At 39.7% G+C, this 19,315-nt stretch carries 21 protein-coding genes; 19 read left to right on the forward strand and 2 right to left on the reverse strand.

Translation table 11 applies throughout. The features are described from left to right. The first annotated feature begins 251 nt into the window (after nt 1-251). Nucleotides 252-698, forward strand: coding sequence for a hypothetical protein (locus HW120_RS12420; RefSeq protein ID WP_177734415.1), 447 nt, complete (start codon nt 252-254; stop codon nt 696-698). An 82-nt stretch (nt 699-780) separates the two neighbouring features. On the opposite strand, the gene HW120_RS12425 is transcribed toward HW120_RS12420, so the two are convergent. After that, nucleotides 781-1,212, reverse strand: a complete 432-nt coding sequence (locus HW120_RS12425; RefSeq protein WP_177734416.1) for a helix-turn-helix domain-containing protein — start codon at nt 1,210-1,212, stop codon at nt 781-783. A 294-nt stretch (nt 1,213-1,506) separates the two neighbouring features. Here HW120_RS12425 and HW120_RS12430 point away from each other — a divergent pair, with 294 nt between their 5' ends. The 3 genes from HW120_RS12430 to HW120_RS12440 all read left to right on the forward strand — a co-directional run bounded on the left by HW120_RS12430 (nt 1,507) and on the right by HW120_RS12440 (nt 3,838). Beyond that, on the forward strand, nt 1,507-2,661 hold the full coding sequence (locus HW120_RS12430) for a M14 family metallopeptidase (RefSeq protein ID WP_177734417.1): 1,155 nt from the start codon (nt 1,507-1,509) through the stop codon (nt 2,659-2,661). Nucleotides 2,662-2,742: 81 nt separating this feature from the next. Further along, on the forward strand, nt 2,743-3,222 hold the full coding sequence (locus tag HW120_RS12435; RefSeq protein ID WP_136401578.1) for an Lrp/AsnC family transcriptional regulator: 480 nt from the start codon (nt 2,743-2,745) through the stop codon (nt 3,220-3,222). An 88-nt stretch (nt 3,223-3,310) separates the two neighbouring features. Further along, nucleotides 3,311-3,838 carry a DinB family protein gene (locus tag HW120_RS12440; protein WP_177734418.1) on the forward strand — a complete coding sequence of 176 codons (528 nt, stop codon included), beginning with the start codon at nt 3,311-3,313 and terminating at the stop codon, nt 3,836-3,838. Nucleotides 3,839-3,878: 40 nt separating this feature from the next. On the opposite strand, the gene HW120_RS12445 is transcribed toward HW120_RS12440, so the two are convergent. Continuing rightward, nucleotides 3,879-5,978, reverse strand: coding sequence for an LTA synthase family protein (locus HW120_RS12445; protein WP_177734419.1), 2,100 nt, complete (start codon nt 5,976-5,978; stop codon nt 3,879-3,881). Nucleotides 5,979-6,106: 128 nt separating this feature from the next. On the opposite strand from HW120_RS12445, the gene HW120_RS12450 reads away from it, so the two are divergent. From HW120_RS12450 to HW120_RS12520, 15 genes are all read left to right on the forward strand, one after another. Further along, nucleotides 6,107-6,985, forward strand: a complete 879-nt coding sequence (locus HW120_RS12450; protein WP_177734420.1) for a diacylglycerol/lipid kinase family protein — start codon at nt 6,107-6,109, stop codon at nt 6,983-6,985. 2 nt (nt 6,986-6,987) lie between these two features. Then, a complete protein-coding gene (locus tag HW120_RS12455) occupies nt 6,988-7,449 on the forward strand; it encodes a hypothetical protein (protein ID WP_177734421.1) in 462 nt (153 codons plus the stop codon). A gap of 284 nt (nt 7,450-7,733) precedes the next feature. Beyond that, nucleotides 7,734-8,591 (forward strand): ATP phosphoribosyltransferase, encoded by an 858-nt coding sequence (gene hisG / locus HW120_RS12460; protein ID WP_177734422.1) that lies wholly within the window; start codon nt 7,734-7,736, stop codon nt 8,589-8,591. Between the two features lie 17 nt (nt 8,592-8,608). Next, on the forward strand, nt 8,609-9,904 hold the full coding sequence (hisD, locus tag HW120_RS12465) for a histidinol dehydrogenase (protein WP_177734423.1): 1,296 nt from the start codon (nt 8,609-8,611) through the stop codon (nt 9,902-9,904). After that, entirely contained in the window at nt 9,891-10,940 is a 1,050-nt protein-coding gene (gene hisC, locus HW120_RS12470) for a histidinol-phosphate transaminase (RefSeq protein ID WP_177734424.1), read from the forward strand. The genes hisD and hisC overlap by 14 nt, the downstream gene beginning before the upstream one ends. Continuing rightward, nucleotides 10,937-12,073: a bifunctional histidinol-phosphatase/imidazoleglycerol-phosphate dehydratase HisB gene (hisB, locus tag HW120_RS12475; RefSeq protein ID WP_177734425.1), complete on the forward strand. Its 1,137-nt coding sequence runs from the start codon at nt 10,937-10,939 to the stop codon at nt 12,071-12,073. Before hisC ends, hisB begins: the two co-directional genes overlap by 4 nt. Before the next feature lies 1 nt (nt 12,074). Then, complete coding sequence (hisH, locus tag HW120_RS12480; protein WP_177734426.1) at nt 12,075-12,656, forward strand: imidazole glycerol phosphate synthase subunit HisH; 582 nt, start codon at nt 12,075-12,077, stop codon at nt 12,654-12,656. Nucleotides 12,657-12,658: 2 nt separating this feature from the next. Next, a complete protein-coding gene (hisA, locus tag HW120_RS12485) occupies nt 12,659-13,378 on the forward strand; it encodes a 1-(5-phosphoribosyl)-5-[(5-phosphoribosylamino)methylideneamino]imidazole-4-carboxamide isomerase (RefSeq protein ID WP_177734427.1) in 720 nt (239 codons plus the stop codon). Nucleotides 13,379-13,381: 3 nt separating this feature from the next. Continuing rightward, a complete protein-coding gene (hisF, locus tag HW120_RS12490) occupies nt 13,382-14,137 on the forward strand; it encodes an imidazole glycerol phosphate synthase subunit HisF (RefSeq protein ID WP_177734428.1) in 756 nt (251 codons plus the stop codon). A gap of 18 nt (nt 14,138-14,155) precedes the next feature. Then, nucleotides 14,156-14,752, forward strand: a complete 597-nt coding sequence (gene hisIE, locus HW120_RS12495; protein WP_177734429.1) for a bifunctional phosphoribosyl-AMP cyclohydrolase/phosphoribosyl-ATP diphosphatase HisIE — start codon at nt 14,156-14,158, stop codon at nt 14,750-14,752. A gap of 44 nt (nt 14,753-14,796) precedes the next feature. Further along, nucleotides 14,797-15,462, forward strand: a complete 666-nt coding sequence (locus tag HW120_RS12500; RefSeq protein ID WP_177734430.1) for a DUF2461 domain-containing protein — start codon at nt 14,797-14,799, stop codon at nt 15,460-15,462. Between the two features lie 52 nt (nt 15,463-15,514). After that, on the forward strand, nt 15,515-16,276 hold the full coding sequence (locus HW120_RS12505; RefSeq protein WP_246296983.1) for an META domain-containing protein: 762 nt from the start codon (nt 15,515-15,517) through the stop codon (nt 16,274-16,276). Nucleotides 16,277-16,425: 149 nt separating this feature from the next. Then, nucleotides 16,426-17,100, forward strand: coding sequence for a response regulator transcription factor (locus HW120_RS12510; protein WP_177734431.1), 675 nt, complete (start codon nt 16,426-16,428; stop codon nt 17,098-17,100). Nucleotides 17,101-17,102: 2 nt separating this feature from the next. Beyond that, complete coding sequence (locus tag HW120_RS12515; protein WP_246296984.1) at nt 17,103-18,461, forward strand: HAMP domain-containing sensor histidine kinase; 1,359 nt, start codon at nt 17,103-17,105, stop codon at nt 18,459-18,461. Nucleotides 18,462-18,574: 113 nt separating this feature from the next. Beyond that, nucleotides 18,575-19,303 carry a universal stress protein gene (locus HW120_RS12520; protein WP_177734432.1) on the forward strand — a complete coding sequence of 243 codons (729 nt, stop codon included), beginning with the start codon at nt 18,575-18,577 and terminating at the stop codon, nt 19,301-19,303. The last annotated feature ends 12 nt before the right edge of the window (nt 19,304-19,315 follow it).

Here is a 19,315-nt window from a genome sequence, read left to right on the forward strand (position 1 = left end):
GAAAAATAGGGGGAAGGGGAGATTAGTGAGACCTTGAAACTTCACAGACAAGATTTCGTCTGCAGTCTTCAATTCACTGTGACTAAATTACAAAAAAAAAACATTCTGTTGCAAAATACTTCTGATAAATCCGGAAACCAATAACAGCAGGCCGATTCACTTAAAAAGATTGTATATCATTTTTTTTCAAAAAAATAAAACCAAACCTTTTACTATTTCGTATATACCTGTATTAATCAGAATATACGATTATGAAAGTCCGGTTATCAGTATGTATTCCATCCGTATCTTTCTGTTCCTGTAATCAGGATCAGGATATGAATACCTGCCCGTTACCGACAAAAACATACAAAAGAACTTTTTCTTCTTCCGGTAATCTGATGGTTTTAACAGATGTAGGTGCTGCCACATCGCATACCGACGGCGGTATTATTTTAAGTAATAATTTCCCGGATGCATTTACAGCTACACCGAACATGGGAACAATTGCTATGAGTAACCAGATTAGAATTTATGAACCGGGCACAATGCCTGGGAATCCTGTAGCTATTACCTGCGAGAACGTTACTAAAAAGATATTTATCGCGGAACGATTAAAGGGAGGAGGAAATGTTCTTTTGTTTAATACACCAATTACGAATGGTGATTATGTACCGGTGTCCAAACGTTTAGAAGCAGGCGTTACTGCTGTTCATTAGATTTGTAAATAAATTGTGATACATTTTGTTTTGGGTTAGTTTGAGGTTAGGACCTCAGTTGCATTATGCGGCTGAGGTTTTTTTATTGTTGTTCATAATTTTTAAAAGTTCCGTCTTTATAAAAAATCACGATGCGCTCTATCGCATCCGGATTATTAAAAATGGGAGGAAGGGCTGTTTTTTCGTTTCCGGAAACCTCTTGTCCGGAAAATGTTGCCGTTGAAAATAAATCCGGTATATTTTCTTCTACGGCATATTCCTGTATCGTTGCCGTATTAATGGCATCCGATTTTGGAAAAGTACCCTTGCCGTTAAGAATCCAGTACAAATCCACTTCCGGGAAAAACTCAATAATTTTTAAGATAAAATCAAGACTCGGTTTGTTTCTGCCGGAGAGCAGGTGAGACAAACCGGAACGCTGCACACCGATCTTATCGGCAAACGAAGAAGCAGATAAACCATAATAATCCAGTATTATTTCCAGTCTTTTAATAAAATCATCTGTGTTTACCATTGTAAAGAAATATTTCAATTTGCAATATTACAAATGTAAACAAATAGTTCTATCCAAACAACTTTACAACTGTAAACAATGTTTATATGATTAATATCTAACTTCAAATATAATGTATCAAACATTTGATAATAAGAAAAATACGAATTTAATTAACAAGTTACAAATATAGTAACTATTGCATCCTGACTCCTGTAAACCCGGTGTTTACAGGGATAACATAAATACATATTTTCTATGTTTACAATTGTAATTTAATAGATGTTTACTTTTGTAAATAGAAAATAGTTACAAATGGAATTTCAGAAGATATTCGAATCAAACAAAGAACAAAGCCTGTATGGCCGTTATATCACCAACACCCATATCGAACCGTTACTTACAAAACTGGGCAGTGATTTTACGGTTAGCAGTAGCGGAAAATCCGTAAACGGATTACCTATATATACTATTAAGGTAGGCAGCGGTTCCGTAAAATTGTATATGTGGTCACAGATGCACGGAAACGAGTCCACGACCACCAAAGCTTTATTTGATTTATTAAACCTGTTAAACAGCGAATCGGAGCTGGCGGTTTCCTTTAAAAACGCCTTTACCTTTTGCATTATCCCGATCTTAAATCCGGATGGCGCGGCAGCCTATACCCGTGTAAACGCCAATGAAACTGATCTGAACCGGGATTCTGTTGCGCTGAGTCAGCCAGAAAGTAAGCAGTTACGGCAGCTATATGAAGAATTTCGGCCTGATTTTTGCTTTAACCTGCACGACCAGCGCACGATTTTCGGAGCCGGTCCGGAAGGTAATCCGGCAACAGTCTCATTTTTAGCGCCTTCTTATAATGAAGAACGGGAAATTAATGAGGTCAGACAGCAGGCAATTAACGTTATTGCTGCTATGAATGCCGAATTACAGAAACATATCCCCAATCAGGTAGGACGCTTTGATGATTCCTATAATATTAACTGTATAGGCGATATGTTTCAGACACTGGGAACGCCGACGATCCTTTTTGAGGCAGGGCATTTCCAGCAGGATTATGAAAGAGAAGTGACGCGGAAAATGATTTTTACTGCTTATTTGGTTGCATTGCTAACTATTTCAAAAAACGAACATGTTAGCAATAAAACGACAGAATATTTCGATATTCCTCAAAATAAGATAGTTTTTTTTGATTTTATTTACAAAAATATCAAAACAGATTGTGCTGGTAAACAAAAAATTACTAATTTTGCCGCCCAATACAAAGAAATCCTGGAGGACGGAAAAATTAATTTTCAGGCATTCATTTCAGAAGCAGGTGCGTTATCGGGTTATTTTGGACATCAGGAATATGATTTCAAAAATAAACCAATTACAAACGATAAAGGAACCACACCCGCAATTAATGACAACGCAAATTTTTTAGTAGATAAAAACGAGAAAATTGTTAATGGTTTGCTAAAAAAATAATAATTCGGTAATTATACTGAATAATTAGTGTTAATTTGTCGTAGATTTGCATTTTAAATATAAATAGATAAATATAACTTTATGAGTAAGTTTCGTTTGGATGAAGTAGATCATCAAATTTTAGATATGTTGATTGATAATACGAGAGTACCTTTTACAGATATTGCTAAAAAATTGTTGATCTCAGCAGGTACTGTACATGTGAGAGTTAAGAAAATGGAAGATGCAGGAATTATTCAAGGATCTTCATTAACGTTAGATTACGAAAAATTAGGATATTCTTTCATCGCTTACGTTGGGGTTTTCCTTCATAATACTTCTCAAACTAAATTTGTACTTGAGAGAATTAACGAAATTCCTTTTGTTACTGTAGCACACGTAACTACAGGAAAGTTTAATATCTTCTGTAAAATCAGAGCAAAAGATACCAAACACGCTAAAGAAGTTATCTTTATGATTGATGATATTGATGGTGTTTACAGAACAGAAACCATGATTTCATTAGAAGAAAGCATCAACGACAAAAAACGTTTAATGCACACTATCTTTAAAGATATGTAATCAAAATATTTTATTTTTTAAAACCCTCAGGCGAAAACCTGAGGGTTTTTCTTTTTACATTTACGGTACAAAAACAAATTTAACGCTAATGAATCCGACACAACTTGAACCAGGCGAATATGCCGCTTATTATCAAACGTATATTGATGCTTTAGATAAAAATATAAACCTGATAGAAGAAATGGAAATCAGCCTTTACAGCACCATTAAATTTATACAGGACATCCCGATGGATAAATTCGATTATCGTTATGCAGAAGGGAAGTGGACCATTAAAGAGATTATACAGCACATTATTGATGCCGAACGTGTTTTTGCTTACAGAGCACTGCGTTTTTCAAGAAGCGATCAGACGCCTTTGCCTGGTTTTGAAGAAAATGAGTATGCCGAAGTGGTAAATCCAACGGCAAACAAACGCCATTTAAAAGATTTACTAACCGAATTAACCCTGGTACGGCATGCTACCATTGCACTGTTTAAAAGCTTTACGCCGGAAGATCTTTTAAAATCTGGTATCGCTTCCAATAACAATATGTCTGTAAGAGCAATCGGATTTGTGATTATCGGACATCAGAACCACCACGTCAGCATATACAAAGAACGTTATCTTTCTTAAACCCATAAAAAAAGCCTGTAATTACAGGCTTTTTTGTTGTTTATTTTTGTTGGTACAAATGATTCTTTAACAGGTAAGAAGCGGTCTGGTAATAGGAAACACTTTCGTTTACCAGATCCTGGCGGATTTTTTCAATCGGTTTCTGCTCATAATACAGCTGGAATTCTTCGCCAACACCCGCTTTAGGATCTAAAGTCAGCGAGAACTGTTTTACTTTCTTAACCGGGGAAATGATGGTCATCACATTGTCCTTGATAAAGCCCAGATCCTGGTACGTTGCCATAAAAGCTCTTGGTTTATAATCGGACTGAAACACATCCTGACCAAAGAACTTGCTTTGATAGCTAAAGTTAAGCATTCCCATTAAGGTTGGCATTACATCAATTTGCGACATTAATACTGTATGTCTGGACGGTGCCACAAAACCTGGCGCATAGATCATCGCCGGAATGCGGTATTTGTCTACAGGAAGTTCCGTTTTTCCGGAGCTGGAAGCGCAATGGTCGGCTACAATAACAAAAATGGTATTGTTAAACCAGGGCTGTTTTTTTGCATTGTTAAAAAACTGCTTCATGGCAAAATCGGTATATTTCACACCACCTTCTCTTTGCTTGGAATTGGCCGGAATATCAATCCTGTTTTCCGGGTACGTAAAAGGCCTGTGGTTACTTACTGTCATAATATGATTAAAGAAAGGCTTATTTTCTTTCGCCTCTTCATTCATTACCTTGATTGCTTTTTTAAACAAATCTTCATCACAAACACCCCAAATATTCTGAAACGTTATTTCTTCCGGTGTAAATACCTTTTTATCTACAATATCATAGCCGTTTCCTCCGAAAAAGTCCTGCATATTGTCAAAAAAGGCATCTCCTCCGTATAAATATTTTACAGTATATCCTTTTTGTTTAAACACATAACCGGTTGAAAATTTATCTTTATTGTCTTTTCGTTTTACAACACTTTCCCCGGCTGTTGGCGGAAGAGATAAAGTTACCGCTTCCAAACCTCTAACGGTTCTGTTTCCGGTGGCATACAGGTTGGTAAACATCAGACTTTGCCCGGCTAAGGAATCCAGGAAAGGCGTGATACCCTGCTCATTCCCGTAAAGTTTCATAAACTCGGCACTTAAGCTTTCTACGGTAATCAAAACAACATTTTTGTGTATTTCTGCACCTTTACCGGTAATCTGTCTTGTGGTAGTATTACCGGTTAAATCCGGAATTTGTTTTTGAAGCAGCGCTAAAGCCTCATTTTCCGGTAATGTATTGTAAAATTTAAAGTAATCCAGCTCACTATTCATAAAAGCCAGGTAAAAACGATACACACCATTTGCCTGCAATTCGTTGGTAAAAACGTTTTGTGATTTCTCCTGTTTGGCCAAAAACGGAATTGCTGCCAGAGAAATCAGAAACAAAACAGCATAACCGCCGGTAATCATTAACTTTTCAGTAAAAGTAGGCAGGTTATTTAAATATACTTTTGATTTTTTAACAATGATATATGTCGACAATAAAGCAGCGATTCCAATCCCGATAAACAACGGAACAACCGGATAAGATTCCATGATATTCCCGATTACCGTATTGGTATATACCAGATAATCAACCGCTATAAAGTTATATTTTACTCCAAATTCATTCCAGAAGAAGAATTCGCTAACCGCATTCTGGATGATACACAGTACGAAAATAAACAACGTAATGGAAAACAATGCCAGACGCAGTTTATGATGGTATTTCGGTAAAAACAATAAAGCCCCGAACAATACTGTTTTTAAAGCGACGAAGCTAATCCCGATTTCCGGTAAAACACCGCCGTATTCATTTAAAATAGTATTACAGAAACTAACGTAACCCAAAAGTGCTACTAATCCCGCAAAAATAAGATACCCCCATGGTTTGTAATATTTTGAATCCGAAAGAAACAACAGGTAAATCCATAGAAAGGCACTGGCGATCACGAATACAAAAAAATCAGAAACAATTCCGAATGTAAATATTTTCAGCACATCCAGAACGCCAAAATGAGATTGGGTGATCGGATGAAATAACAATACTATTCTTAAAATAACACTTACAGTGATGTAAAATATTGCTAAATTATAAAAGGGGGCAATTTTTTTAACAATTGTAGACATAAATTGGTTTTTTGGCAAAAATATAAAAAAAGGAATGCAATATTAATAAATTTTTGGAAGGATTATTTTTAAAAATATATATTTTTGCAAATTATAATTACACTTACTCAGTTTACCCATAAATATTAATGAAATACATTCACTTTATTGTTAATCCGATTTCAGGAAAAGGCAAACACAAAATAAGAAAAGAGGATCTGGAAGCATTCTTCCCGTCAAATGAATATAAGATTGTTGTTGATTATTCCGAATATAAAAAACACGCTATCGAATTGACGAAGAATGCCGTAGCTAAAAATCCGGAAATGATTGTAGCCTGCGGCGGTGATGGAACAATACACGAAGTGGCGTCCGGACTGGTAAACACCTCAATTGCATTGGGGATTTTACCGGTAGGCTCCGGTAACGGACTGGCTTCCAACCTGAGCATTCCTAAAGACTTTGAAAAAGCAATACGGATTATCAAGCAGGGAAATGAATCGGCTATAGATGTAGGTTCGATCAACAATCATTATTTCTTCAGTAATATGGGGCTTGGAATAGATGCCTTAATTATTAAGAAATACGAAAACATGCCCACCCGTAACCTTTCTACCTATGTAAAGGCTTCTTTGCAGTCGGCTATGGGCTATAAGGCCAATAAAGCGATCGTACATTGTAACGATACCGTTTTTGAGGTAAATCCGATGCTTTTGTTTATTTCCAATTCCAATGAAATGGGATACAACATGAGCCTTACGCCAAAAGCAAGCCTTCAGGATGGCTGGTTAGACCTGTTGGTCGTATCCAAATTGAATATTTTTGAGCAGCTTTATTTCGGTTCGTTAGTACTGATGAGCAAAACAGAAAAATTCAAAAAGGCAAACAGCCAGCTTGTAAAAGAGGTTAAAATTGAAATGGAAAATAAGGATAGTATTGCCATGCAGCTGGATGGTGAATATTATGAATCAAAAACCAATATCTTTAAAATAAGCATATTGGAAGGATCACTTAAAGTTGTAAATTAATTATGAATCAGGCGCATTTACACATGATCGTCAACCATTTCCCGATTATTGGAAGCATCTTCGGGGCAGGTATACTTATTGCCGGTTTAGTATTCAAAAACAAATCCATTCAGTACACAGCGTTTGTGTTACTGGCTATAGCAGCAATATTCGGACTGGTGTCCATGAGAACCGGAGAAGGAGCTGAGGAGATTGCAGAAAACCTGGGCATCAGCCGCAGTATTATACACGAACATGAAGAAATCGCTGAGAAATTTATAATCCTGTTGTATTTAACCGGAGCTGTGGCTATTTTAACATTGATTACCTCTTTAAAGAACCATGCTAAAGCCAAAGTTTTCACCTATATAACCTTATTTTTAGCGATTGCAACAGCTGTTTTGTCCAAAAGTGTAGGCACTACCGGCGGGGAAATCCGCCATACAGAAATCAGGGAAAATAACGCGCAAAACCCTGTAAATTAAGTAGCTGACAACAGCTTAAAAAAGTACTTCAAAAAATATTTTATTCAAAAAAGTTATAAAAAATTAGGAAACTATTTTTTTTTGACTTTAACTTTGCAACACAAAATAGAACAGAAAAATGTTTTTAAACCAACTACATCATCATCATTATACCTCCGCTCAAGCGAAGTGATAATGATATGTGTATAAACCATATATTTTTTAAACCCGTTTGAGTACATCAAACGGGTTTTTTATTTCCGATACCTTTCGTTGCACTCAGGCACATTCTCCAAACTAAAAAAATGAGTACATTAAAAATTGCCATCCAAAAATCCGGCCGATTAAACGAAGACAGCCTGAAGCTGCTTCGTGATTGCGGTATCTCCATCAGCAACGAGAACGACCAGCTAAAAACCGAAGCAACCAATTTTCCTTTGGAAGTGCTGTTCCTGCGCAATGCCGACATTCCTCAATATCTTTTGGACGGGGTCGTGGATATTGCCATCGTGGGAAGCAACCTTTTAATCGAAAAAGGTCCGCAAATTCCGATACTGGAAAAATTAGGCTTTTCAAAATGCCGGGTTTCGGTAGCTGTGCCGAAAAATTTCACCTATGCATCCTTATCCGACCTCCGGAATCTGCGCATTGCCACCTCTTATCCCGAAACGGTTAAAGCCTATTTTGAAACACAGGAAATCCCTATTGCCCTGCACGAAATATCCGGCTCGGTAGAGATTGCGCCCAATATTGGCCTTGCTGATGCAATTGTAGATATAGTTTCCACCGGCAGCACCCTTTTTAAAAACAACCTGAAAGAAGTCGCCGTAATCCTGAAAAGTGAAGCCGTTCTGGCCGTTTCACCGGCTATCCCGGAACAGCAGAAAAAATTGCTCGAACGCTTCCGGTTCCGGGTGCAATCCGTACTGAAAGCCGGCAAGCTGAAATATGTGCTGATGAATGTTCCTGACGAAAAAATACAGGCAATCAGCGAAATCCTTCCGGTACTCAAAAGCCCGACGATAGTGCCGTTAAATCAAAACGGCTGGAGCAGCGTACAATCGGTTATCGATGAAGCCCAATTTTGGGAAGTCATCGACAAGCTGAAAGAAATAGGAGCAGAAGGAATATTGGTTTGTCCTATTGAAAAAATGGTCGTTTAACATTTAAAAAACTAATTATGAACACACTATTGTACCCGTCACGCGAAATATGGGCCGATATCCTGAAACGTCCCGTAGCGCCTTTTGAAAATATCGAAGCTACCGTAAAACAGATTTTTAAAGAAGTCACCGCAAAAGGAGATGCGGCTGTTATAAAATACACCCATTTCTTCGATGATGTCCGTTTAACCGATATTCAGGTTACCGAAGCAGAAATAGCAAAAGCCGCAGCATTAGTCCCGGAAGCGTTAAAAACGGCAATCCAGGAAGCCAAAAGAAATATCGAAAGCTTCCACATGGCACAAAAAACGGAAACTATAGCGCTGGAAACAACGGCAGGAGTCCGCTGTTGGATTAGTAAAAAGCCTATTCAGAAAATCGGGTTGTACATTCCGGGCGGTTCGGCTCCTTTGTTTTCTACCGTTTTAATGCTGGCTGTGCCGGCTGCGATTGCCGGTTGTAAGGAAATAGTACTCTGTACGCCGCCGGATAAAAACGGACAGGTAAATCCGGCGATCCTTTATACAGCCGGTATTTGCGGCATTACCACCGTTATAAAAGCCGGAGGCATACAGGCGATTGCCGGTATGACGGTTGGAACAGCCGCTATTCCCAAAGTATATAAGATTTTCGGACCGGGTAATTCGTTTGTAACCGGAGCAAAACAATATGCCGCACAACTGGGAACAGCTATCGACATGCCGGCAGGACCATCGGAATTGCTGGTATTTGCCGATGAAAGTGCCAATATTCAATTTGTAAGTGCCGACTTGCTGAGCCAGGCAGAACACGGACCGGACAGCCAGGTTGTTTTGGTTACCACCACACCGGAAATAGCAGCGGCAGTAAAGAAAGAAATCCAAAAACAACTGACCCGGTTACCGAGAAAAGCCATCGCGGAGCAGGCATTGCAAAATTCCCGGTTTATCGTTGTTGAAAACGATGCAGTTGCATTGGAATTAATAAACGAATATGCACCGGAGCACTTAATTATCTGCAGCCGTCAGGAAGCTTTTTTTACTGAAGGGATTCAAAATGCAGGCTCCGTTTTTTTAGGCAATTACAGCCCGGAAAGTGCCGGAGATTATGCTTCGGGAACAAATCACACCCTGCCGACGAATGGTTTTGCAAAATCATACAGCGGTGTTAACTTGGACAGCTTTTTAAAATCGGTTACTTTCCAGAAAATAAGCCCGGAAGGCATACAAAACATAGGAAAAACTATTGAAATCATGGCGGAAGCAGAAGGTTTACAGGCACACAAAAATGCCGTTACCCTGCGCCTTAACGAATTGACAGATGAAAACATTTAATATTGAAAAACTAATCCGGAAAAATGTGCTGCAAATAAAAGCTTATACAGCGGCACGGGATGAGTTTCAAAAAACTGCTCCGGAAATGATTTATCTGGATGCTAATGAAAATCCGTTTGACAATGGTGTAAACCGCTATCCGGATCCGCAGCAGCAGGATTTAAAAAAGGTAATTGCCGCTTTCCGGAATGTCAGTGCGGCTGCAATCACTTTAGGAAACGGAAGTGACGAACTGCTGGATTTAATATTCCGTGCCTTTTGTACGCCGGATCAGGACAATATTATAACGCTGCCGCCCACTTATGGCATGTATGAAGTGTTGGCCGGGCTGAATGCCGTAGAAAATAGGACTGTGCTGCTAACGCCGGATTTTCAGCTAAACATACCGGAAATCTTAAACAGGGTCGATCCAAACACCAAACTGCTTTTTATCTGTTCGCCAAACAATCCCACCGGAAATACATTCCCGGAAAAAGCCATTACAAGCCTTTTGGAACAATTTGAAGGAATTGTTGTTCTTGATGAAGCCTATATTGATTTTTCGGAAACCGGAAGCTGGCTACAAAAAATAGTGGATTATCCCAACCTGATCATCATACAAACCTTTTCGAAAGCGTTTGGAATGGCCGGAATACGTTTGGGTGCAGCGTATGCTTCCGAAGCAATTACCGCAATTTTAAATAAAATAAAACCACCGTATAATATCAATACGCTGACTCAGGAAAAAGCATTAACTTTAATAAACAATACAAAAGTAAAAGACAAAATTACTTTAATTAAAGCAGAAAAAGAGAATTTAATTAAAGTATTACTTCAAATTAATTTTATTAAAAAGATATATCCTTCGGCAGCAAATTTTATACTGGTACAGGTTGATGATGCCGAAAAAAGATACTGTCAGTTAATCGATAAAGGAATTGTAGTGCGCAACCGGAATAACTATCCGTTATGCCAAAACTGCCTTCGCATAACCATCGGCACAAAAGAAGAAAACAACCAATTGTTAATCGCTTTACAGGAAATGAACAGATCATGAAAAAAGTATTGTTTATAGACCGCGACGGAACTTTAATCCTCGAACCTGATGATTACCAGGTAAACACTTTCGAAAAACTTGTATTCTATCCGGAAGTGTTTCACTACCTCGGTAAGATTGCCACCGAACTTGATTTTGAAATGGTAATGGTCACCAATCAGGACGGCCTGGGAACGGCTGCTTACCCGGAAACCGTTTTCAGTTCCATTCAGGATTTTATCCTTAAAAGCTTTGCAAATGAAGGCATTGTCTTTAGCAACATCTTTATTGACAGGAGTTTTCCGGAACAAAACAGCCCGATGCGGAAACCGAAAACAGGAATGCTGACATCATACCTGAATACTCCGGACTATGACTTAACCGGTTCCTTTGTTATTGGCGACCGGATGACAGATGTGGAACTGGCTAAAAACCTGGGCTGCAAAGCTATTTTTATAACCGATCATGAAACACTGGGCAGCAATGAAGTTGCTGTTCCGAAAGAGGTTTTAGAAAACAGTATCGCCATGCGGACAGCATCCTGGAAAGCCATTTACGAATACCTGAGCCGGTCACGGCGTACTGCCGCAATAACCCGGAAAACAAACGAAACCGATATTACAGTCAGCATCAATCTGGATGGAACGGGGCAAAGCAGCATCAGCACAGGAATCGCTTTTTTCGACCACATGCTGGACCAGTTGGCGCGTCACGGGCAAATTGATCTTACTCTGGAAGTAACCGGTGATCTGGAAGTAGACGAGCACCATACTGTTGAAGATACGGCTATTGCCCTGGGAGAAGTTTTTAGCAAGGCTTTGGGGAACAAACTGGGCATAGAGCGCTACGGTTTCTGTTTGCCAATGGACGACTGTCTGGCACAGGTGGCAATCGATTTTGGCGGACGAAACTGGATTGTATGGGAAGCGGAATTCAAACGGGAATATATCGGGAAAATGCCGACAGAATTGTTTTTCCATTTTTTTAAATCCTTTAGCGATGGCGCAAAAGCCAATTTAAATATCAAAGCTGAAGGCACAAACGAGCATCATAAAATAGAAGCCATCTTTAAAGCTTTTGCCAAAGCCATAAAAATGGCCGTAAAACAAGATTTAGAAAAACGAATACTGCCTTCAACAAAAGGCCTCCTTTAAAATGAAAATAGCCATTATTGACTACGGTTCCGGGAATATCCAGAGTGTTCAGTTTGCGTTACAGCGACTGGGACACAACGGTATCCTGAGTGCTGATCCGGAAGTTATAGCAACTGCCGACAAAGTCCTGTTTCCGGGTGTCGGAGAAGCCTCCAGCGCCATGAACCGCTTACGAAAAACACAGTTAGACCTGCTCATTCCGCAACTCCGGCAGCCTGTTTTGGGCATCTGTCTGGGAATGCAGCTGCTCTGCAAAACTTCCGAAGAAGGCAATACAGCCTGTCTGGATATTTTTGACACTGCAGTTGTCCGGTTTCCAAACACGGTAAAAGTACCTCAGGTAGGCTGGAATACCTTATACAACCTCCGGTCGGAACTGTTTAAAGGCATACCGGAACAGGAATTTATGTATCTGGTACACAGTTATTATGCACCGCTTTCAAAAGAGTGCATCGCTGCTGCAGATTATGGTATTTGCTATTCGGCAGCACTACAGCGAGATAATTTTTTCGGCGTACAGTTTCACCCGGAAAAAAGCGGCCTTATGGGCGAAAAACTGCTTTCCAATTTTTTAAAACTATAATTATGAGAATTATACCGGCAATTGATATCATCAACGGAAAATGTGTCCGGCTCACCAAAGGTAATTATGACACTGTCACGGTATATAATGAAGACCCGCTGGAAGTAGCCCGGAAATTTGAAGATCACGGCATGGAATACCTGCACCTGGTGGATCTGGACGGTGCAAAAGCCGAAGGTATTATCCACTACAGGATTTTAGAAAAAATAGCCACCCGGACCAATCTCAAAATTGATTTTGGCGGCGGTATAAAGTCCGATACCGATTTGCGGATTGCTTTCGAATGCGGAGCACAGCAAATTACAGCTGGAAGCATCGCGATTAAAGCTCCGGAAGTCTTTAAAAACTGGATTGCCTTATATGGTCCGGAAAAAATAATCCTGGGTGCAGATGTCAAAGAAGAAAAAATAGCCGTTTCCGGCTGGCTTGAAGAGAGTACGCAAACCGTTATTCCGTTTTTGCAGGAATACCGGCAAAGCGGTATTTCCTATGTTACCTGTACAGACATTTCACGCGATGGTATGCTGGAAGGTCCTGCTGTGGAACTGTACCAAAAAATAATAGCATCAGTACCCGGCATCCGGCTGATCGCCTCCGGCGGTGTTTCCGGCTATGATGATCTGATCCGCCTGAACACATTGGGCTGTGAAGGTGTTATTATCGGGAAAGCGATTTACGAGAACAGAATCACGTTACGGCAATTGGAACAATTCAATTTATAAAACATGTTAACAAAAAGAATAATTCCCTGTCTGGACATTCAAAACGGACGAACGGTAAAAGGCATTAACTTCCTGAACCTGAAAGATGCCGGCGATCCGGTGGCACTGGCTAAAAAATATGCCGAAAACGGGGCTGACGAACTGGTATTACTGGACATTTCGGCTACAGCCGAAGAAAGAAAAACGATGGTTTCCTTAGTACGCCGGGTAGCACAGGCAATTAATATACCGTTTACGGTGGGCGGCGGTATCCGGACCGTGGAAGATGTGGCCGCTTTACTCCAAAACGGAGCCGACAAAATTGCGATCAATTCTGCAGCGATCCAAGATCCGGATAGCATTACCCGATTGGCAGAACGCTTTGGGAGTCAGTGTGTGGTGGTGGCTATCGATGCGGCACTTCAGGATACTAAGTGGCAGGTGTACCAGAACGGAGGAAAGACCGCAACCGGACTGGATTTGTTTTCCTGGGCAAAAGAGGCTGTAAAACGCGGTGCCGGCGAAATACTTTTTACCTCGATGGATCATGACGGTACCAAAAACGGCTTTGCAAACGAGGCATTAGCCCGATTATCGGAATCGTTGCCCGTGCCCGTAATTGCTTCCGGCGGTGCCGGCCATACAGCAGATTTTGTAACTGTATTCCGGTCCGGCAAAGCCGATGCTGCCCTGGCTGCAAGTATTTTCCACTTTCAGGAAATTACAATCCCGGATTTAAAAAAAGAACTCAGAAGAAACGGTATTGCCGTACGAATTTAACCCGATACAAAACCCAAAATGACACCCGATTTTAATAAAAATCCCGACCAATTGCTTCCGGCCATCATACAGGATGTCCGTACAGCCACTGTTTTGATGCTTGGCTATATGAATGAAGCTGCCTATACCAAAACGCTGGAAACCCGGAAAGTGACCTTTTTTAGCCGTACAAAAAACCGATTGTGGACAAAAGGAGAAACGAGCGGCAATTACCTGCAGCTGGTATCGCTCCGGTCCGATTGCGATCGCGATACACTGCTTCTAAAAGTACTTCCCGCAGGTCCGGTTTGCCATAAAGGTACCGATACCTGCTGGGGTGAAGCCAATAATCCATCCTTTGGCTTTCTGTCGGTATTGGAACAGACCATAAAAGAACGGCGAGAGCAACCGGAAACCAATAGTTATATCGCTTCCCTGTTTCAAAAGGGAATCAATACGATTGCCCAGAAAGTAGGAGAGGAAGCGGTAGAAGTAATCATCGAGGCAAAAGATGACAACAACACGCTGTTTTTAAATGAAAGCGCCGATTTGCTATTTCACTATCTGATACTGCTTCAGGCAAAAGGATTTCAACTACAGGATGTTGTTGCAATTTTGGAGCAAAGAGCTAAATAATTTTAAAAACAGAAGCAAATAATTTGTACTTTTAAAATAAAAAAATGATTACAAAAGCAGAACTGGAGTTTCTTGTAGCCTTACAAAAAAACAATAACAGGGAATGGTTTGCAGCACATAAAAAAGAGTTTCAAAGCCATGAAAAAAAAGTAAAATCCTTTTTTAAGGAAATCAACGACGACTTAGAAAAACTGGACAGTATCGATAAAATGCAGGTCTTTAGAATTTATAGAGACGTCCGTTTTTCAAAAGACAAATCCCCTTATAAAAATCATTTTAGTGTGGGATTTTCACGAACCAAGCCGTTATTAAGAGGCGGTTATTATTTGCATATCGAACCGGGCGCCAGTTTTATTGGCGGCGGATTCTGGGATCCCAATACGGAAGACCTGAACCGGATCCGGAAGGAGTTTGAAATGGATGATGAAGAAATCCGCGCTATTATTGCCGATCCTACGTTTCAAAAGGTATTTGGTGAGTTAAAAGGAGATGAACTTAAAACAGCGCCGAAAGGTTTTGATAAGGCACATCCTGCCATCGATCTGATTCGTAAAAAACAATTCCTGGTATCCAAAAGCTTTACCGATCAAGAGGTTATCCATCCCGATTTTAAAAAGGAAGTACTGGCTACCTTTCAGGCCATGCGTCCGTTTTTTGACTATATGAGTGACGTTTTATCGACAAACCTGAACGGAGAATCCCTGTATTAACTGAAATTGGTACGGTTTCTGTAAAGTATTGGTCATTAAAAATAAGAATACGATGAAAAGATTAGCTATTTTAATGCTGGCAATGACTTTATTTGCCTGCAACAGTACTAAAGTGAAACAGGAAACAACAAATAGAGATACCCGTGAGCAGCAGCCGGAACAGGTTTACTTTAAGAGTATCGGAACAGAACCTTTCTGGGCTATTGAAATCAGTGCCCGACAAATTAAGTACACAACACCGGAAAATACGGAAGGCATTGTCTTTGACGGAGTGGAACCGGTGCGGGTAATGGATGCCAATATTAAAAGTTATCATTCCAGATCGAAAGCCGGCGAGATCAAAATAACCATTACACAGGGCAAATGTTCTGACGGCATGTCTGATCAGGAGCACAATTATGCCGTAAAAGTGGCGCTGAAATTAACCGGAGACAAAGATTTCAAAAATCTTCAGGGATGTGGGAATTATATCGTGGATTACCGCCTGCACGATATCTGGGTACTGGAAGAAATGGAAGGGCAAAAAGTAGCCGATTCCGATTTCAATACCCGTCCGAATATGGAAATAAATGCCGCAGAAGCCCGTTTCAGCGGTTCGGCAGGCTGCAACAGGATGTTTGGAAAATTATTTTCTGAAAGAAACCTGCTACGTTTTACCGGAATCGGGACTACGAGAATGCTGTGTGATAAAATTTCAAATGAAGCAAAATTCCTGAAAGCTTTAGAAAGTGCAACCGGTTATGAAATAAAAAACAACCGATTATACCTTTCCAATCCGGACGGTATAAAACTGGTTTTTAAAAAAGTAGATTAGTTTTAACAATTTAAAATACAAATACTTAAATACACTTTATTAAACTTAAACATAAATAAAGTTTTTTATTTACAATAGCAAGCAGATTGGATCGCAACAGCTGATTTTTAATTTTAATTCCTATTTTTGTGAAAATTACCATTAAGGAAATGAAGTTATTAATTGTTGAAGATGAACCCAATCTGCTTGCTGCATTAAGAAAAGGACTTTCTGAAAAGAATCATGATGTAAGTGCTGCCTTAGACGGAACAACAGCCCTTGAAATGATTAGTAATACCAGTTTTGATGTTATCATACTTGATATCATGCTGCCGGATATTAACGGAATTGAGATTTGCCGCCGTTTAAGAGCGGCTGCTAATTATGTCCCTATATTGATACTGACAGCGCTGAGCAGCAGTGAAAACATCGTGCACGGTTTAAATGCTGGTGCCGACGATTATTTAGCAAAACCATTTCAGTTTACCGAACTTGAAGCCCGGGTAAATGCCTTGGCCCGCAGAGCAGGACAGGATCAGAAACCCGTTGAAAAAATCATAATTGACGATTTAGAGATCGATCTCCGTTCTAAAACAGTTAAAAGAAACGAAACTTCGATAGTGCTTACCGCCAAAGAGTTTAGTTTATTGTACTATCTGGCAAAAAATTCCGGCACGATCTTATCCAGAGCCAAGATTTTAGATAATGTGTGGAATATCAATTTTGACATGAATACCAACGTAGTTGATGTTTATATTAATTATCTGCGTAAAAAAATTGACCATCCTTATGAGAATAAGCTAATCCATACCATTAAAGGCTTAGGGTATGTTATAAAAGAATAATTATGCAGATCAAAAAGAAGATTACGATCAATTATATTGCCCTTTCCGGATTCAGTACTTTGTTATTATGTACTGTTGTTTTCTTTTTATTCAAACAGAATAATCAGTATTACTTTAGAAAAAGGCTGGAGGACCGGGCTAAAATTGTAGCATCAATCCACTATCAGCACGATCCGTTAAAGGCAAAATATTACCAGGAATTAAAGACAAACGGACTGGAGGAGCTGAAAGAAGAGAAAGAATATGTACTAAAAGTAAACAGTTCCAATTCTTTTGAATACAATACGGATCTGGAGTTACCGGCCGAATTTTATTCTTCCGTGATGAAAAACAATTCCGGATGGATAGAAGAAAACGGCTTGTATTATTACGGGCAGATTTTTAATGAGGCCCGTGTGAAATATATGGTTATCGTGTCGGCTAAAGATCTTCGCGGCAGTGCCAGTACTTTATTCATTACCCGTATTTTATTGTTATGCGGTTTAGGATTTATCATTTTAGCTTATTTTTTCGGGCGTTTTCTGGCTTTGCGCGTTATCAATCCGGTTTCAAGGATTACCAGCGAGGTGAAACGGATCAGTGCTTCCAATCTGCACAATCGCTTACCCGAGGTGAATGATTCCGATGAACTTGCCGATCTGACCAAAACCTTCAACGATATGCTTGACCGGTTGGAAACCTCGTTTGAAATACAGGCCAATTTTATCAATAATGCCTCCCACGAATTAAAAACACCTATTACGACCATCATTGCAGAAACAGAAATTACCCTGCTAAAAGAAAGGGGAACCGAAGAATACATCGGCACACTGGAAAACATCCACCATCAGGCTTCCCGATTGAGCAACCTGACTGAAAGCCTGTTAAAACTTACGCAAACCGGTTATGACGGCAAAAAACAGGTACAGGACATTATCCGCGTGGATGAATTGCTGCTGGAAGTGAAAAGTGACCTCGATAAAATTTATCCGGGTAACAGAGTGAGTATTAATCTGAGCGACATTCCGGAAGATGATTCCCTGTTGGTTTTACCGTGCAACAAGCCTTTATTAGAACTCGCAATAGGAAATATCATTACAAACGGCGTGAAATATTCCGATAATGAGGAAGTTTTTGTAAATGTTACAGCCAATGCGGAACATCTTAAAATCGTTATTACCGATATCGGAATCGGAATCCCGCCGGAAGATATCCCGTATCTTTATGAGCCGTTCTTCCGGGGTAAAAAAGCCTCCCGATATGTGGGTTACGGGCTGGGACTTCCTTTGGCAATGAAAATTATCCGTATGCACAACGGTGAATTATCCATACAATCGGAAGCCGATAAAGGAACCATCGTAAGTATCATTTTTAAAAGATAAAGGCAACATTAGAATTTCTAATGTAAAATCTTAGAATATTCTAATTTTAGTTTAATAAAATTATAAGCTGGGTGCAGTTGTTTTGCTGGTATAAAACATTAAAAATTATACCGATGAACAATATTCTTATTCCTACCCAGTTTGAAAGTGATACTATTGATGCAATCAAAACAGCTATAAAATATGCCGAAAGCAAAAGCTGTACAATTGTTTTAACTACCGTTACAGATGTTCCGGGCTCTATTTATTCCCCGTCATTTTTCCTTCGCACCGCAGTACCGGAAATGACGGAAGCCCAGCACGAATTACTACAGGAATGCAAAAGCATTGTTGCCGCTACCAAAAACTGCCAGCTTAAGGTGCACCACCAGTTTGGTATTTCTGCACCGTTGATTAAGAATCTTCTGGAACATTTTTCGGTAGGATTGGTTATTCTTACCCAATCGTACAAATCCAATACGAATAGAACACAACGTCATTTATTGCAGCTCGTTTCCAATTGCAAATGCCCGATACTGCACATGGGCTACAATAAAGAGGAACGTGATTTTAATAAAGCGCTGTATCTCGAACATACACAAACAAAAATCGGGATTCAGGATCTTCAAAAAATTGTAAGTGAGAAGTTCAGTTTTAAAATTGTAAGCCAGGCATCGGTATTTGAAGAACAAAAACCGGAAGACATTACACCATACCTGTCTGAAACTATCTCAAAAAACAATATTGACCTGTTGGTTGAAACCCGAAAACCCGAAAAAAACCGCTTAAAAAAGAGAACGGATAGCCATGTTAATGAAGTTTTAGGACTTCCGGTACTATCCTTATATGAAGAGAGGGTTTGATTTTATAATCTT

Source organism: Flavobacterium inviolabile (assembly GCF_013389455.1).
In the GTDB taxonomy this organism is placed as follows: domain Bacteria; phylum Bacteroidota; class Bacteroidia; order Flavobacteriales; family Flavobacteriaceae; genus Flavobacterium; species Flavobacterium inviolabile.

Excerpts from the sequence above, each read along its gene's own strand:
- HW120_RS12455 (WP_177734421.1), top strand. The coding sequence starts at position 6,988 with ATGAATCAGGCGCATTTACACATGATCGTCAACCATTTCCCGATTATT.
- hisG (WP_177734422.1), top strand. The coding sequence starts at position 7,734 with ATGAGTACATTAAAAATTGCCATCCAAAAATCCGGCCGATTAAACGAA.
- HW120_RS12430 (WP_177734417.1), top strand. The coding sequence starts at position 1,507 with ATGGAATTTCAGAAGATATTCGAATCAAACAAAGAACAAAGCCTGTAT.
- HW120_RS12515 (WP_246296984.1), top strand. The coding sequence starts at position 17,103 with ATGCAGATCAAAAAGAAGATTACGATCAATTATATTGCCCTTTCCGGA.
- hisF (WP_177734428.1), top strand. The coding sequence starts at position 13,382 with ATGTTAACAAAAAGAATAATTCCCTGTCTGGACATTCAAAACGGACGA.
- HW120_RS12510 (WP_177734431.1), top strand. The coding sequence starts at position 16,426 with ATGAAGTTATTAATTGTTGAAGATGAACCCAATCTGCTTGCTGCATTA.
- HW120_RS12505 (WP_246296983.1), top strand. The coding sequence starts at position 15,515 with ATGAAAAGATTAGCTATTTTAATGCTGGCAATGACTTTATTTGCCTGC.
- hisA (WP_177734427.1), top strand. The coding sequence starts at position 12,659 with ATGAGAATTATACCGGCAATTGATATCATCAACGGAAAATGTGTCCGG.
- HW120_RS12440 (WP_177734418.1), top strand. The coding sequence starts at position 3,311 with ATGAATCCGACACAACTTGAACCAGGCGAATATGCCGCTTATTATCAA.
- hisIE (WP_177734429.1), top strand. The coding sequence starts at position 14,156 with ATGACACCCGATTTTAATAAAAATCCCGACCAATTGCTTCCGGCCATC.
- HW120_RS12520 (WP_177734432.1), top strand. The coding sequence starts at position 18,575 with ATGAACAATATTCTTATTCCTACCCAGTTTGAAAGTGATACTATTGAT.
- HW120_RS12450 (WP_177734420.1), top strand. The coding sequence starts at position 6,107 with ATGAAATACATTCACTTTATTGTTAATCCGATTTCAGGAAAAGGCAAA.
- hisD (WP_177734423.1), top strand. The coding sequence starts at position 8,609 with ATGAACACACTATTGTACCCGTCACGCGAAATATGGGCCGATATCCTG.
- HW120_RS12500 (WP_177734430.1), top strand. The coding sequence starts at position 14,797 with ATGATTACAAAAGCAGAACTGGAGTTTCTTGTAGCCTTACAAAAAAAC.
- HW120_RS12435 (WP_136401578.1), top strand. The coding sequence starts at position 2,743 with ATGAGTAAGTTTCGTTTGGATGAAGTAGATCATCAAATTTTAGATATG.
- HW120_RS12425 (WP_177734416.1), bottom strand. The coding sequence starts at position 1,212 with ATGGTAAACACAGATGATTTTATTAAAAGACTGGAAATAATACTGGAT.
- hisC (WP_177734424.1), top strand. The coding sequence starts at position 9,891 with ATGAAAACATTTAATATTGAAAAACTAATCCGGAAAAATGTGCTGCAA.
- hisH (WP_177734426.1), top strand. The coding sequence starts at position 12,075 with ATGAAAATAGCCATTATTGACTACGGTTCCGGGAATATCCAGAGTGTT.
- HW120_RS12420 (WP_177734415.1), top strand. The coding sequence starts at position 252 with ATGAAAGTCCGGTTATCAGTATGTATTCCATCCGTATCTTTCTGTTCC.
- HW120_RS12445 (WP_177734419.1), bottom strand. The coding sequence starts at position 5,978 with ATGTCTACAATTGTTAAAAAAATTGCCCCCTTTTATAATTTAGCAATA.
- hisB (WP_177734425.1), top strand. The coding sequence starts at position 10,937 with ATGAAAAAAGTATTGTTTATAGACCGCGACGGAACTTTAATCCTCGAA.